The following is a 14,238-nucleotide window of genomic DNA, read 5'->3' as shown; positions in this document are numbered from 1 at the left end:
ATTCCTCCTGGTCGTTTTCCTACATTCTATAGGATCTGCACGATCAGGCAATGCCCTCGGAGCGCGGCCCGCAGCAGGTCAGCCGGAGGACCGCCGGTCGGCCCGGCTCGGCGCGGGCTGGTATCCGCCGGCCGCGTGCAGGGCCCGGGCGGCGTCCTCCGGGCGCGAGGCGGCAGCGACGAACCCGTCCGGCCGCACGAGGTACAGGATGCCGGGCCGGAGGGGTGTCGATCCGGTGGTCGGAAAGCGGTGGAGGGGGAGCCCGAACTCCCGCGCTGCGGCTTCCGCGTGCCGGATCCCTGCCTCGTCCGCTGCATACAGGTGCAGCTGCCAGGTCGCAGAGCGCAGCACGTCGAAGTTCTCGCCGGTCCACTGCAGCCGCCTCCCGACGACGGCGTCCCGGCGTCGGCGCACGGTGCTCCCGTCCATCCAGTAGTGGATGCGGATCTGGCCGAGGTAACCCGCGAGCCGCCGGCCGACCGGCAGGCGGGGGAACAGGGCGACGGCGACCGGCAGTACGACCCGGGGCACGTACCTGCGCACGGCCATGACGACCTTCGAGGAGGACGTCAGGCCGCGGAACACCAGGTCCGTCGTCGTGAGCAGGCGCACCGCCACGGGCCGGCGTTCCGCCTCGTACCGGCCGAGGAGCGTCTCGGGTGCACGCCCCGCGACGACGTCGGCGAGCTTGAACGCGAGGTTGTGGGCGTCCTGCAGCCCCGTGTTCATGCCCTGCGCGCCGACCGGGGAATGGACGTGGGCGGCATCCCCAGCCAGGAACACGGAACCCGTGCGGAACTGCGCGGCGATCCGGTGGTGGATGCGGTAGGTGGAGAACCAGCGGTAGTCCTCGTAGGTCACGCCGAACGCCTCGGCCATCCGGCGCCGCGCGAAGTCCTCGGTGACGGACGGGGCGTCGTCGTCGCCGGCGGTGCCGATGAGCCGCTGGCCGTTCCTGCCCTCCTCGTCGGGCCGCATGGGGAAGGCCAGGAGGAACTCGGTCGCCTCCTGGCGGATGTTGACGGTGGCGGGAGGAAGCCCGCTCACTCCCACCGCATCGACCAGGTAGAAGGTCTGCCGGCTGGTGGTGCCCTCGAACGCGATCCCGGACAGGGTACGGACGAGTGAGGACGCCCCGTCGCAGCCGACCGCGAACCGCGCGGACACGGTTGCCGTGCCCATGGGCCCCTCGACGACGGCTCCGACGCCGCCGTCCACCTGGTCCAGGGACCGCAGCCGGTGCCCCCAGCGGACGGACCCGCCGAGTGCCTGCAGGTTGTCGACGAGGAGCCGCTCGTTGGCGCTCTGCTCCAGCATGTGCATGCCGGGATAGGGGGAGAGCCCCCTGCCGAGGCCGCCCAGCGGGACCGGCGCGAAGGCCCTGCGCCCGAACCCCGGCCGCACGGACTCGGCGTGCACGGCCTCGGCCAGCACCCGGTCCACGACGCCGAGCTGGTCGTAGATCTCCATGGACCGCGAGTGCACGCCCAGGGCACGGGACTCCACCGTCGGGCCGTCCTTGCCGTCGATCAGCACCACGCGCACGCCCAGTCTCACCAGCCAGTTCGCCAGCATCAGGCCGGTGGGGCCGGCTCCCACCACCAGGACGTCGACGCTCCCGGGGTCGTGCCGTTCGTCCTGCTCCATCGCGGGCCTCCTCGCCGGTGTCCTGGTCAGCGGTCCAGGGTCGTGCAGACGCAGGCCCGGTTGCCCTCGGCGTCGGCCAGCACGGTGAAGGACGGCGCCCGGGTGGCGTCCACCACGGTGCCTCCGGCGGCGACCGCCGCCGCGATGCGGGCGTCCGCCGCGTCGTGCGGCACCCAAAGGTCGAGGTGGAACCGCTGCCGCGGCGTCTCGTGCGCGTCGGTGTGCTGGAACCACAGGAGCGGAACGCGCCCGGAGGGGTCGACGACGTCGTCGCCGTCCACCGCGCCGGCGTCCCCGGTCAGCAGCGCCGCCCAGAACGGGCCGATCGCGGCCGGGTCGGCGGTGTCGAGGGCGAGCTCGACGACGGCGGGAGCCGCGGGGTCGGCGGCGATGCCATGCGCCGAGGCGAGTTCGCTGACCGCCCTGGCCAGCCGGACGTCACGCTCCGTGATGCCGGACGCATCATGGCTGAGGAGCTTCACGTCGACGTGCCGGTAGGTCAGCACGACGTCAGGGTGGTGGTCCATCTCCTCGGCGAGCTCGCCGATGGCCGCGACGAGGGCGAGGCCGGTGGCGAAGTTCCCGGTCAGGAAACGGGCGTGGAGCGCCTGGGCCAGCTTCCGCCAGTCGCCCAGGCCGGCGTCGAGGATCTGGCGGGTGCCGAGGATAGTCATGCGGCCAGTATGGCCCCGTCGGAGAGGCAGGAGAAGGTCTGCCGCCCACGCAGTCGACGGCCGCCCGGTGAGGCTGTGATTTGACTCTCAGTTCCCTACGGTTCAGGGTTTTATGTCTGTCATATCCGTCTTTACCCACGCAACCGCCGCTGCCTTCCTGCCCCGCGGCTGCGGAAGGAACACCTCCTCCATGTCTGATCCCGTACTCTCGGCGCCGGCCTCGACCCGCGCCACCGGCCGTTCCAGCTCCTCGCCCCACCTGACCCGGGCGCTGAGCAACCGCCACATCCAGCTGCTCGCCATCGGTGGTGCCATCGGCACCGGCCTCTTCATGGGCTCGGGCAAGACCATCTCGCTTGCCGGTCCCTCCGTGATCTTCGTCTACATGATCATCGGCTTCATGCTCTTCTTCGTCATGCGCGCCATGGGGGAGATCCTCCTGTCCAACCTCGAGTACAAGTCCTTCAGCGACTTCGCGGGCGACCTGCTCGGACCCTGGGCCGGGTTCTTCACCGGGTGGTCCTACTGGTTCTTCTGGGTCGTGACGGGCGTCGCCGACATCGTCGCCATCTCCGGCTACGTGGACATCCTCGCCCCCGGGACCCCGCTGTGGATCCCGGCGCTGGCCACCCCCGTGGTGCTGCTGCTCCTGAACCTGCCCACGGTGAAGGCTTTCGGCGAGGCCGAGTTCTGGTTCGCCATCATCAAGGTCGTGGCCATCCTGGCCCTGATCGCCACCGGCATCGTCATGATCGCCACGCATTTCACCTCTCCCGCAGGGCAAGTCGCGAACCTCGCCAACATCTGGAACGACGGCGGCATGTTCCCGCACGGGCTGTTCGGCTTCATCCTCGGCTTCCAGATCGCCATCTTCGCCTTCGCCGGCATCGAACTGGTCGGCACCGCCGCCGCCGAGACGAAGGACCCCGAGACGACGCTTCCCCGCGCCGTGAACTCCATCCCCATCCGTGTGCTGCTCTTCTACGTCGGAGCGCTCACCGTCATCATGGCGGTCAACCCCTGGCGGACCATCGATCCCGCGAACAGCCCCTTCATCGGCATGTTCACCCTGGCCGGCCTCGGTATCGCTGCCGTCGTCGTCAACCTGGTGGTGCTGACCTCCGCCGCCTCGAGCGCGAACTCCGGCATCTACTCCACGTCGCGCATGGTGTTCGGACTTGCGCAGGACGGCAACGCCCCGAAGGCCTTCGGCACGCTCAGCCGCCGCCAGGTGCCGCAGAACGCTCTCCTGTTCTCCTGCATCTTCCTGCTCGCCGGCCTGATCCTGCTCTACTCGGGTGACTCCGTGATCGGAGCCTTCACGATCGTCACCTCGGTGGCCTCGGTCCTGACGATGTTCGTCTGGTCCATGATCCTCATCAGCTACCTGGCGTTCCGCCGCCGCCGTCCCGAGCTGCATGAGCGGTCCGCGTTCAAGATGCCCGGCTCCGCGTTCATGCCCTACGTGGTCCTTGCCTTCTTCGTGTTCATGCTCGTAGCCCTCGCGCAGGCCGAGGACACCCGGCTGGCGCTCGTCGTGACGCCGGTGTGGTTCCTCCTGCTCGGAGCGGCCTGGTACGCCAACCGGAAGACGCCGCTGCAGCAGGCCCGCATCGAGGAGCACAAGGCCACGGTGCAGGCCGAGCAGGCGGCACGCGCAGGCCGCTAGGTCCCGGCACCACCGCTCCGGAAGACCGCTCCGGAAGACTGCTCCGCAAGACCGCGCGGAAACACCGCGCGGAAGCACCGAAGGACCGTCCCCTGGAAATCGCTTGGGGGGCGGTCCTTCGTCGTCCTCCCGGAGTGCGGAGCGGCGGGGACACCGATGGGCCCGGGTGCGGATGCCATACTGCAGGGATGGCCAAAAACAGGACTCCCTCCGGCCGCATCCTCGCCGCCCGCGTCGACGACGACCTGAAGGAGCGGCTGCGCGCCGCAGTGGTCCATCCCCACCTCCTTTTCGCGGGCAAGGCCGCCCTCGCGGCCGCGCTCGCCTGGACCTTCGCGCTCGCCATCCCGGGGGAGGCCTCCCGGTACCCGTACTACGCCCCGCTGGGCGCCCTGCTCGCGCTGTACCCGACCGTCGCGGGAACGCTCAGGTCGGGACTGCAGACGGTCGCCGGCCTCACGATCGGGATCATCCTGGCCCACATCGCCGGATGGGCGGGAGACCCGGACTGGCTGACGATCGCCTTCGTCGTCGGCGTGGGAGTGCTCCTCGCGGGCGCCCTGCGGAGGACGGCGGGCGGCGGTTCCGGGATCGCGTCCGCCGGGCTGTTCGTCCTGGTCATCGGCAACGATGACCTCGGGTACTCGCTGGGCTACTTCGTCCAGACCGTCGTGGGCGTGGGCGTGGGCCTTGCCGTCAGCGCGCTGATCCTGCCGCCGCTGAACCTGGACGATGCCGTGGGACAGGTGAGCCGGCTCCGTAGGACGGCGTCCCGCCAGCTCCAGGAGATGGGCGAGGCGCTCGAGGAGGACTGGGAGGCGGATGATCCGCGCTGGCCCCAGCGGCGGGACGACCTGACCGCCACGGTACGCAATGCCCGCGAGGCCCTGCAGTACGCGGACGAGAGCAGGAAGGGCAACGTCCGGCGGCGCTTCCACCCGCATGACGCGGACCGCGACCACCGGCACGTCGAGGTCCTCGAAGCCGTCGCGACCCACACGCTGAACATCACCAACATGCTGCAGGACGCGCTCCATGGAACATCCCGCGAGCAGCCCCTGCCCGCCGCGGTCCGGCCGCCCCTCCAGCAGGCCTTCACCGCCGTCGGCGACGTCCTGGACCTGTGGACGGTGGAGGAGGACGACGCCGGGACGCTGCGGGTGGCCGAGCGGAGCCTGAAAGCGCTCGAGGTCGCTGCGTACGAGTCCTCGTCGAAGGACGTCCCCTTCGGTGCCGCGGCCGCGATCGGCATGAACCTGCACCGCATCCTGCAGGCCGTCCGGCAGGAGCAGGAAACAGGCCGGGCGGCCTAGCGGTACTGCCGGGGGACACAACGAGGGGCACCCCGAAGAGTGCCCCTCGTCACTGGATGAAACTTCCTGCGTGGAACCGCTCAGGTGAGGTCGCGGGTCTTCGCGAACCGGTCGATCGCCTTCTGCGTGGAACGGTTGGTGAGCACCTGGATGGTGGTGCTCACCACACCCGAGACGATCGCGAACACCAGGGCGGAGCGCAGGGTGTTCTCCAGCCCGTCCTTGCTCTTCGGTGGCGCTTCACCCGTGATCTTCTCCCACAGGAAGTCGACGAGCTTGGTCCCCACGAAGCCGGCGCCGACGCTCATGCCCGCGCCGAGCAGCTTGAACAGTACGTTCATGTCTCTCCTTCTGGTCCGGTAGTCCTCCGCCTAGCCTAGCCGCGGCGGGCGGCCCCCGGCACAGCTGCACGCACGGGGCCGGCCCTGCACGAGGAGCTCATCTGCCGGGGCTCCCCCTGCGGTGTAGGATCGGTAGCGCTCAACCAACATACGACAGGGGAGCGCCGACCGGCAGCATGCTGCGGGAACGGGCGCTGAGAGTGCGGACCGCCGCAGACCCTCGAACCTGATCCGGCTAGTACCGGCGAAGGGAGTCGAGTTCTCAGAGTGCACGGAAACTGCCCCGGCGGTCCCCGGCACCCTCCCCTCCTGTACCTCAGGAGGAATCACCATGGCATCATCAACCGCCCTCAACGGCACCTCTCCCCGCACCCGCCAGTGGCGCGTCGTCGACATCGTGGTGGCCTCGGTCATCGCGGTCGCCGTCGGCGTCCTGTTCTTCGCATGGTCCGCGGGGTACTCGGGCATCAGCGTGCTCACGGCGGGCTTCCCGCCCCTGGCCGGCCTGTACTCCGGCGGCTGGCTCATTGCCGCCGTCCTCGGCGGGCTCATCATCCGGAAACCCGGCGCGGCGATCTACTGCGAGGTCCTCGCCGCGGCCGTCGAAGCCCTGCTCGGTTCCCACTTCGGGATCACCGTGCTGCTCTCCGGAGTCATCCAGGGGATCGGCGCGGAGCTCGTCTTCCTGCTCTTCCTCTACCGGAAGTGGAACCTCCCGGTAGCGCTGCTCGCCGGTCTCGGTGCAGGCCTCGCGCTCGCGATCAGCGAGAACATCCTCTACAACGCGCTGTGGACGTTCGAATTCAAGCTCCTGTACACGGTGTTCGCAGCCATCTCCGGCATCGTGATCGCCGGGCTGCTGTCCTGGCTCGCCATGCGGGGCCTCGCCCGGACGGGCGTCCTGTCCTCGTTCGCCGCGGGCCGCACGGCGGACGTGTGACACCAGCGCAGGCACCCTTCCCGGGCCCCGTGCACGTCCGCGCCCGGGAATGGGGCTGGCGTCACGCCGGCCGGAAGGCCTTCGCCGCACGCCGGCTCGATCTCGACATCCCGCCGGGGGAGCGCGTCCTGCTCCTCGGCGCCTCGGGCGCGGGCAAGTCGACCGTGCTCGCCGGTCTGGCCGGCCTGCTCGGGACCGGCGACGAGGGCGAGCAGGAGGGTGAACTCCTGCTCGACGGCGCGCAGCCGGCCGGCGCCCGGGGGCGCGCCGGGCTCGTCCTGCAGGACCCCGAGACGCAGGTGGTCCTCGCCCGCGTGGGCGACGAGGTGGCCTTCGCGGCCGAGAACCTGTCGGTGCCGCGCGAGGAGATCTGGCGGCGCGTGGGCAGGGGGCTCGACGACGTCGGGCTCGACCTCCCGCTCGGCCACCCCACGGCGGCGCTCTCCGGCGGCCAGAAGCAGCGACTCGCGCTCGCGTCCGTCCTCGCGATGGAGCCGGGGCTGCTCCTGCTCGACGAGCCCACCGCGAACCTCGATCCCGAGGGAGTCCTCGAGGTGCGCGACGCCGTCGTCCGCGTCCTCGAGCGCACCGGAGCCACCCTCGTCGTCGTGGAGCACCGCGTGGCGGTATGGGCCGACGTCGTCGACCGCGTGGTCGTGCTCGATGCGGGCGGAGGGGTCCTGGCCGACGGGCCGCCCGCGACCGTGCTCGCCGGGGGCCCGACCCGGGACCGGCTTGCCGCCGCAGGAGTCTGGGTCCCGGGATGGCAGCCGGTGGTGGGCGGACCGCTCCCCGCCGGTGGCGGGGAGGCCCTGCTGTCGGCCTCCGGTCTCACCGTCGCCCGCACCAAGCGGGGACCGGCCGCCGTCGAGGACCTCGCCGTCGAGGTGCGCGCGGCCGGGGCGCTGAGCATCACCGGCCCGAACGGGGCCGGGAAGTCGACCGCCGCCCTGACACTCGGCGCCCTGCTCCGCCCGCGGGCGGGACGGCTGGAGGCATCGGCGGCCCTGGCCGGGACCGCCGCGGGTGACCCGTTCCGCTGGCGCTCGTCCGAGCTGGTCCAGCGCATCGGGACGGTCTTCCAGGAGCCCGAGCACCAGTTCCTCACGGCGACCGTCGCCGACGAACTGGAGTTCGGGCCGCGGCGGGTGAGCGGAGCCCCGGACCTGCACCGCGTGGCGGAGGTGGCCGAGCGACTCCGCCTCACCTCTCTGCTGAAGGCCAATCCCTTCACGCTGTCCGGCGGGGAGAAGCGGCGCCTGTCCGTCGCGACGATGCTCGCGACCGCCCCGCGCATCCTCATCCTCGACGAGCCGACGTTCGGCCAGGACGCGGGAACGTGGGCCGAACTCGTCACCCTGCTGCGCGAGCTGATCGACGGAGGCGTCTCCGTCCTCTCCGTCACGCACGACGCCGATTTCATCGCAGCACTGGGCGGCGCCACCCTGCACATCTCGGGCGGAGCGGGACGGCTGGTGACCCGATGAGCACGGACCACCCGACCCCGGTGCTGACCGGGAAGACCCTGCTGCGGGCCAATCCCGTGTCCAAGCTCTTCGCCGCCGTCGTCATCACGCTCGCGCTGATGGCGAGCATTGACTGGGTGAGTGCCGCGGTGGTCCTCGCCTGCGAACTCGTCCTCCTGCCCCTGCTGGGCATCAGCGCGCTGGGGCTGGCGCGGCGGATCTGGCCGCTGCTGGTCGCCGCGGCGATCGGCGGCTACGGGACCGCCCTGCTGGCGGAGAAGACGGGGCGCGTGCTGCTCGACGTCGGGCCGCTCCTCTTCACCGAGGGGTCGGTGGCGTCCGGCATCGCGGTCGGGTTGAGGGGACTGGCGCTCGCGCTCCCGGGCATCTTCCTCCTGCTCACCACGGACCCCACGGACCTCGCCGACGCGCTCGCACAGAAGCTGCACCTGCCGCACCGGTTCGTCCTGGGGGCGCTGGCGTCGCTGCGACTGGTCGGCCTCCTGGTCGAGGAGTGGGAGGCTCTCGGGCTGGCCCGGCACGCCCGGGGCATCGGCTCGGACGGCTCGATCGTCGCGCGGACCCGCAACCTGCTGGGGCAGTCCTTCGGGCTGATCGTGCAGGCCATCCGGCGGGCCACCCGGCTGGCGACGGCGATGGAGGCCCGCGGATTCGGCGGAGGAACGCGCACGTGGGCGCGCGAGAGCAAGCTGGCTCCGCTCGACGCCGCTGTCGCCGCCGTCGGCCTCCTGATCGCCGCAGGTGCAGTGACGGCGGCCGTCCTGGCCGGGACCTGGAACTTCCTCCTGTCCTGACCGGGACGACCGCCGTCGTGTCCTGCTGGTCCTGCGGTGGCGCCTACAGCACGTCCGAGAGGAACGACTTCAGGCGCGGCGTCTGCGGGTTGTCGAAGACCGCGGCCGGCGGACCGGACTCGACGACGACACCGCCGTCCATGAACGTCACGGTGTCCGAGACGTTGCGCGAGAAGCCCATCTCGTGGGTGACGACGACCATCGTCATGCCCGCCGTGGCGAGGTCCGCCATGAGGGCGAGGACGCCCTTCACGAGCTCCGGGTCCAGTGCGGAGGTCGCCTCGTCGAAGAACATGACCTCGGGGTCCATGGCGAGCGCCCGGGCGATGGCCACCCGCTGCTGCTGGCCGCCGGAGAGGTTGCCCGGACGGACGTCGGCCTTGTGCTTGAGGCCCACCAGGTCCAGCTGCGCGAGGGCCTTCTCCCGGGCCTCGTCGGCGGACATCTTCCGGAGCTTGCGCAGCGCGAGGGAGACGTTGTCCACCACGGTCTTGTGCGGGAAGAGGTTGAACTGCTGGAACACCATGCCGAGGCGGCGGCGCAGCTCGTCCGGGTTGTCCTTCAGTACCGACCGGCCGTCGAGCAGGATGTCGCCCTTGTCCGGTTCGATCAGGCGGTTCAGCACCCGCAGGAGCGTCGACTTGCCGGACCCGGAGGGGCCGATGACCGACGCCGTCGTACCCCGCTCCACGTGCAGGTCGATGCCGCGCAGCACATGGTTGGAGCCGAAGGAGAGGTGGAGGTCCCTACCGGTCAGGGTTCCCGATTCGAGAGTCTTCATGCCTTCGCTCCTTCACCGATCTTCGCGGCCAGTTCGTCGGGCTCGGGCTTCTCCCGCTTGCCGACCCGCAGCCGGTTGTCGATGTAGTTGACCAGGTGGGTCAGCGGGATCGTGAGGCACAGGTACAGGGCGGCGGAGGCGATGAGCGGCGAGAGGTTGCCCGTGTTGCTGGCCGCATCGTTGCCGATCCGGAACAGCTCACGCTCGCTGGTCAGGAGTCCGAGGAAGTAGATCAGCGAGGACTCCTTGATCAGCGCGATGAACTGGTTCACCAGGGCGGGCAGCACGCGCCGCACGCCCTGGGGAACCACCACGAGCTGCATGGAGGAGCGGTAGCTGAAGCCCAGTGCGCGCGAGGCCTCCAGCTGTCCCTTTTCCACACTCTGGATGCCGGAGCGGAAGATCTCGCCGATGTAGGCCGCCGCCATGAGCGACAGCGCGAGGATGCCCATGGGGAACGGGCTCGTGCTGCCGGTGGCCTGGCGGTAGATCGGGCTGAGGCCGATGCCGATGAGCAGGATGATCACCACGGCGGGGACGCCACGGAAGATGTCCGTATAGATGCGCGCCACCCAGCGGAGCAGCCGGTTCCGGGAGATCCCCATGATCGCGAGGAGCATGCCGAGGACCGACCCGATGATGCCGGACGTGATCGCGAGGATCAGGGTGTTCCGCAGTCCGACCGCCAGGAGTTCCGGCAGGACGGCGGCCATCGCCCCCCAGTCGAAGAAGGTCTGCGAGAGCTGTTCAAGGGCATTCATGCAGGGACCGCTACTTTACTTCCACGGCTTTGCTGCCGGGCTTCCAGTCGGAGGGCATCTCGCGGTCCGGGTACCACTCCTTGGTGAGCTCGGTCCACGTGCCGTCCTCGATCACGGCGTCGAGCCCGGAGTTGAGCGCGTCGATCAGGGGCTGGTTCTCGCTGTTCACGGCATAGGCCGTGAAGTTCTCGGTGTTGATGATGGTCTCGGCGATGGTGGTGTCATCGCCCTCCTTCACCTGGCCGGTGGCCTGCTGGGACGGGGCGACCCACGCGTCGACCTGGCCGTTCTTCACGTTCGCGTAGACCGTGTTGTAGTCCGCGAAGCGCACGGGCTCGAGGCCGAGGGTGTTGGTCACGTAGTCGTCCTGGACGGTGCCCTGCACCACGCCGATGCGGGTGCTCTCCGAGAGGGAGTCGAAGCCCGTGACCGAGGAACCGTTCTTCGTGACGACGGCCATGTACCCGAAGTCGTAGCCGTTCGTGAAGCCGACGTTCTCGCGGCGGGCGGCCGTCGTGGAGATCGAGGAGGATCCGACGTCGAACTGCTTGTTCTGGACCTGGGCGAGCAGTGCGGAGAAGTCCGTGGACGCGAACTCGACCTCGAGACCGAGCTTGTCGCCGATGGCGCGGAGCAGCTCGTTGTCGTAGCCGGTGAAGACGCCGTTCTCGATGAAGATGTTCGGCGGAGCGTCCGAGAGGGTGCCGACGCGCAGGGTCCCCTCCGTGATGAGGCCGAGCTTGGAGGTGTCGATCTCGTCGACCGGCGTGGTGTCCTCGGTCGTGTACTGGTCGAGCGACTGCTGGTCGCTGCCGGCGAGGGCGTCGGTGGTCGCGGTCGGCTCGCTGCTGCTACTGGTGTTGCTGCCGCAGGAGACGGTCAGCGCGAGGAGCGGGACGGCGAGTGCCGCGAGGACTTTGCGGGAGATGTTCATGGGGTCCTTCTTCGATGCTGGCCCGGGGTGCGGGCCGACTGGATGAGGTGGATCTCGGGGAGGAACGAATAGGTGCCGGGAGGCTGCTGGTGACACGCTCGCTGTTCTGGCCGGGCGCGGTGTGGCGGCTGCTGTCCCGGTTACCTCGGGGTGGTCCGCACGACGCCGTACTTGCCAACCGGGGGACTGGTCCCGGCGGCCGAATCTTCACCTGGAGCACCCCACTACGGGAGAGGGTTGCTGTCCAGCCGGCCAGGGCCGAGGGCTGGAGCTCTTGATTCCAAGAAAACGCTATGGCAGCACGAAGTGCCCGGTCAAAACGAAATTGCGCGGAAATCGGCGTTTGACGCGGTAAACGGCCTGTGGGGCAGGCTTTTGTGGCGAAAATTACACGAAGCGGTCCACGAGGTCGGTCAGCTCGGCCGTGAGGGCGGGCGAGGATCGGACGGCCTGGCCGTCGATCGAGAGCACGGGTGCGAGGAGCCGGATGCTCGAGATCAGCCATACCGCGTCGGCGTCGAGGAGGTGGTGCGGTTCCAGGGGGCCGTAGCCGAGTTCCCACCCCTGCTCCTTGGCCGCCGTGAACAGCGCGCTCTGCGAGGTGCCCGCGAGGATGCCGCTCTCGAGCTGCGGTGTCAGGAGTGTCTTCCGTCCGTCGCGGTCGGAGGCCAGCAGCACGGTCGAGGTGGGGCCCTCCAGGACCTTGCCGTCGGAGGACGTGAAGATGACGTCGTCGGCCCCGTGGGCCTTCGCGTAACGGATGGCCGCCATGTTGACGGCGTAGGAGAGGGTCTTGGCGCCCAGCAGCAGCCAAGGTGCGCGCTGCGCCACGGAGCTGTCGTACCCGCGTTCGAGGAACAGGACCCGGAGTCCCGTCCTGCGCTGTTCGATCGTCGACGCCGGCACGGGCGCGACCTGGACCCACGCGGTGGCCCGCCCGGCGCCTTCGGCCCCGCGCGTGGCGATGAGCTTCACGACGGCGTCATGGCGCTCCGGTTCCGCTGCCGCGAATTCCCGCAGGCCGGTGCGGATGGCCCGGCTCCACGCCTCGGCGTCGGGGACCGGAAGGTCCAGGGCCGCTGCCGACGACGCGAGCCTCGTCAGGTGTGCCTGCTCCTTGCGGGGAGACCCGTCGACGGCCAGGAGCGATTCGAAGACCCCGTCGCCGCGGGTGGCGCCCAGGTCCGTGGCAAGGAGCTGGGGCTGCGAGGCATCGACGACCCTGCCGTCGTCGTGGGCCGGGTCGAGGAACACGAGAACAGTCATGGCCCCCAGCGTATCCGCTCGCGCCCGACCACCCCTGTCTGTAGTGTGCGAGGGGATGTCCGGCACTCGGGTATCACCACAGGGGGTTGGGGAGCATGGCGGAAGAACGGGATGCCGCCCCGGAAGCCTTCGTGGCCGAGCTGCGCACCGAGGTCCTGTGGGTCCAGTGGCGGCGCAATACGAGCGTCGGCGACAGTGATGCCGCAGCACTGATCGAGCGGTCCAACGCGCTGTGCCGGGACGTCTGCCCGCCGATGCTGGTGGAGCTCAACGGCATGGTGTCGCTCACGCGGAGCGCTCTTCACGGTTTCGCGACTGCGCTGAACATCGCAGCCATGGCCATCGTCGGCCCGAGCGCGGTCGACAGGACACTGGCGGACTTCTTCGCCCGGGTGCACAACCCCCCGTACCCCACGCGCTACTTCGAGTGCCCGGCCGAGGCGCTGGCCTGGCTCACCGAACATCCGTACGGTCCCTGACAACCCCCTCAGGAGCTGACGGGAGTCCCCGATCGGGTGAGTGCCGTGATGAGCCGCTCCACACGCACGAGGCCCGCGAAATTGCCGGCGTCGTCGGTCGCCAGCACCGGATCGAAGCGGGTCGGGATATCGCGCGTGACGCACCGCTCCAGGGCCTCGGGAATGGGGGTGTCCGTGTTCACGCACATGCCCTGGCCGAGCACCCCCAGAAGCGCCGCGTCCTGGGTCAGCACCGCGACCGGCCGGCGCCCCGACACCAGGACGACCTCGGTCAGCGAGGGGTCCCCGGCGAACGCGGCCCGCGCATCATCGATGCTCGTCACGGTCGCCGCGACTTCCAGGACCGAACCGACGGACGGGCGCCGGGCCGGGACCCGGCGGGCGAGACGATGGGCGATCTCGGGGTCGAGCTCACCCCAGGGCGGGGCCGGGCGGCCCAGCAGGTAGCCCTGGACGAGGGGGACACCCAGGGAGGCGAGGACGTCGAGTTCCTCGATCCGCTCGACGCCTTCGGCGATGATCCAGGCGTCGAGCCTGCCCACGAAGGCTCCCAGCATGTCCACCAGTGCACGCTTGGCTTCGTCGTGGTGGATGTCCGTGATGAAGTCCCTGTCGACCTTGACGAAGGCCGGCCTGAGGGCCAGGAGATGCTGCAGTCCCGCGTACCCCGAGCCGGCGTCATCCACCGCGATCAACGCTCCCGCCGCCTTCAGCCTGTTGAGGTCCGGCTCCAACTCCAGGTACGACTCGATCTCTGCGTGCTCGGTCAGTTCGATGATCACGCCGCCCAGGTGTCCGGTCTCGTCCCACACGTCCCGGATGGCCGGTGCCGGCAGGAGGTCGGGCGACACGTTGACCGTGAGGAAGCAATTGCGGGGCAGCGACGGACGATGGGCCAGGGCTGTCCGCAAGGCCGCCGCTTCCAGTTCGGCGGGGCAGCCGGCTCGCCGGGATCGGGCGAACCAGACCTCCGGGTCCTGCTCGGCGAAGCCCGGGAATCGCAGGAGGGCCTCGAACCCGACGATGGTGCCCCGCGCCGTGTCCACGATGGGCTGGTACATCGAGACGATGCCCTCGCCCCGGCATGCCGCAGCAAGGTGCTCGCTCCAGCGGTCATCCGGCTCGGTCATGGAAGGCACCGGACGCGTGGGA

The 14,238-nt window shown here is 70.0% G+C and carries 14 protein-coding genes and 2 riboswitches; of the genes, 6 read left to right on the top strand and 8 right to left on the bottom strand.

The window, feature by feature from the left end:
- Positions 1–78: 78 nt before the first annotated feature.
- Complete coding sequence (locus tag ACX80I_RS11470) at positions 79–1,647, bottom strand: FAD-dependent monooxygenase (RefSeq protein ID WP_459345256.1); 1,569 nt, start codon at positions 1,645–1,647, stop codon at positions 79–81.
- A 26-nt stretch (positions 1,648–1,673) separates the two neighbouring features.
- Entirely contained in the window at positions 1,674–2,321 is a 648-nt protein-coding gene (locus ACX80I_RS11465) for a 4a-hydroxytetrahydrobiopterin dehydratase (RefSeq protein WP_459345255.1), read from the bottom strand.
- A gap of 190 nt (positions 2,322–2,511) precedes the next feature.
- Between ACX80I_RS11465 and cycA the strand changes: the two genes are divergently transcribed.
- Together cycA and ACX80I_RS11455 are read left to right on the top strand one after the other, a co-directional pair.
- On the top strand, positions 2,512–3,990 hold the full coding sequence (gene cycA / locus ACX80I_RS11460) for a D-serine/D-alanine/glycine transporter (protein ID WP_459345254.1): 1,479 nt from the start codon (positions 2,512–2,514) through the stop codon (positions 3,988–3,990).
- 188 nt (positions 3,991–4,178) lie between these two features.
- Positions 4,179–5,303, top strand: a complete 1,125-nt coding sequence (locus ACX80I_RS11455; RefSeq protein WP_459345253.1) for an FUSC family protein — start codon at positions 4,179–4,181, stop codon at positions 5,301–5,303.
- A gap of 80 nt (positions 5,304–5,383) precedes the next feature.
- Here the strand turns inward: ACX80I_RS11455 and ACX80I_RS11450 are convergent, their stop codons facing one another.
- Positions 5,384–5,644, bottom strand: coding sequence for a DUF4235 domain-containing protein (locus tag ACX80I_RS11450; protein WP_087074208.1), 261 nt, complete (start codon positions 5,642–5,644; stop codon positions 5,384–5,386).
- Positions 5,645–5,789: 145 nt separating this feature from the next.
- Positions 5,790–5,914: riboswitch (TPP riboswitch) on the top strand.
- 61 nt (positions 5,915–5,975) lie between these two features.
- Here ACX80I_RS11450 and ACX80I_RS11445 point away from each other — a divergent pair.
- Genes ACX80I_RS11445 through ACX80I_RS11435 form a run of 3 tightly spaced genes read left to right on the top strand, consistent with a single transcriptional unit; the run spans position 5,976 to position 8,865 of the window.
- On the top strand, positions 5,976–6,584 hold the full coding sequence (locus ACX80I_RS11445) for an ECF transporter S component (protein WP_459345252.1): 609 nt from the start codon (positions 5,976–5,978) through the stop codon (positions 6,582–6,584).
- The gene (locus ACX80I_RS11440) at positions 6,581–8,071 is read left to right on the top strand and encodes an ABC transporter ATP-binding protein (RefSeq protein ID WP_459345251.1); all 1,491 of its coding nucleotides are present in this window, start codon (positions 6,581–6,583) and stop codon (positions 8,069–8,071) included. Before ACX80I_RS11445 ends, ACX80I_RS11440 begins: the two co-directional genes overlap by 4 nt.
- Positions 8,068–8,865: an energy-coupling factor transporter transmembrane component T family protein gene (locus ACX80I_RS11435; RefSeq protein ID WP_459345250.1), complete on the top strand. Its 798-nt coding sequence runs from the start codon at positions 8,068–8,070 to the stop codon at positions 8,863–8,865. The genes ACX80I_RS11440 and ACX80I_RS11435 overlap by 4 nt, the downstream gene beginning before the upstream one ends.
- Before the next feature lie 43 nt (positions 8,866–8,908).
- Here ACX80I_RS11435 and ACX80I_RS11430 read toward each other — a convergent pair whose 3' ends face one another.
- The 4 genes from ACX80I_RS11430 to ACX80I_RS11415 form a co-directional block, all read right to left on the bottom strand.
- Positions 8,909–9,646 (bottom strand): amino acid ABC transporter ATP-binding protein, encoded by a 738-nt coding sequence (locus ACX80I_RS11430; RefSeq protein ID WP_459345249.1) that lies wholly within the window; start codon positions 9,644–9,646, stop codon positions 8,909–8,911.
- Positions 9,643–10,407 (bottom strand): amino acid ABC transporter permease, encoded by a 765-nt coding sequence (locus ACX80I_RS11425; protein WP_459345248.1) that lies wholly within the window; start codon positions 10,405–10,407, stop codon positions 9,643–9,645. The genes ACX80I_RS11430 and ACX80I_RS11425 overlap by 4 nt, the downstream gene beginning before the upstream one ends.
- 10 nt (positions 10,408–10,417) lie before the next feature.
- Positions 10,418–11,341, bottom strand: coding sequence for an ABC transporter substrate-binding protein (locus ACX80I_RS11420; protein ID WP_459345247.1), 924 nt, complete (start codon positions 11,339–11,341; stop codon positions 10,418–10,420).
- Positions 11,342–11,503: 162 nt separating this feature from the next.
- Positions 11,504–11,621: riboswitch (SAM riboswitch) on the bottom strand.
- A 107-nt stretch (positions 11,622–11,728) separates the two neighbouring features.
- Positions 11,729–12,607 carry an aminodeoxychorismate lyase gene (locus ACX80I_RS11415; RefSeq protein ID WP_459345246.1) on the bottom strand — a complete coding sequence of 293 codons (879 nt, stop codon included), beginning with the start codon at positions 12,605–12,607 and terminating at the stop codon, positions 11,729–11,731.
- A gap of 95 nt (positions 12,608–12,702) precedes the next feature.
- Between ACX80I_RS11415 and ACX80I_RS11410 the strand changes: the two genes are divergently transcribed.
- Positions 12,703–13,086 (top strand): DUF7793 family protein, encoded by a 384-nt coding sequence (locus ACX80I_RS11410; RefSeq protein WP_459345245.1) that lies wholly within the window; start codon positions 12,703–12,705, stop codon positions 13,084–13,086.
- 8 nt (positions 13,087–13,094) lie between these two features.
- On the opposite strand, the gene ACX80I_RS11405 is transcribed toward ACX80I_RS11410, so the two are convergent.
- Complete coding sequence (locus ACX80I_RS11405) at positions 13,095–14,216, bottom strand: EAL domain-containing protein (RefSeq protein ID WP_459345244.1); 1,122 nt, start codon at positions 14,214–14,216, stop codon at positions 13,095–13,097.
- Positions 14,217–14,238 lie beyond the last annotated feature (22 nt).

This window comes from Arthrobacter rhamnosi (assembly GCF_054510855.1).
Note: the sequence above shows the minus strand (reverse complement) of the source record. Positions and strands in the feature narration are given on the sequence as shown.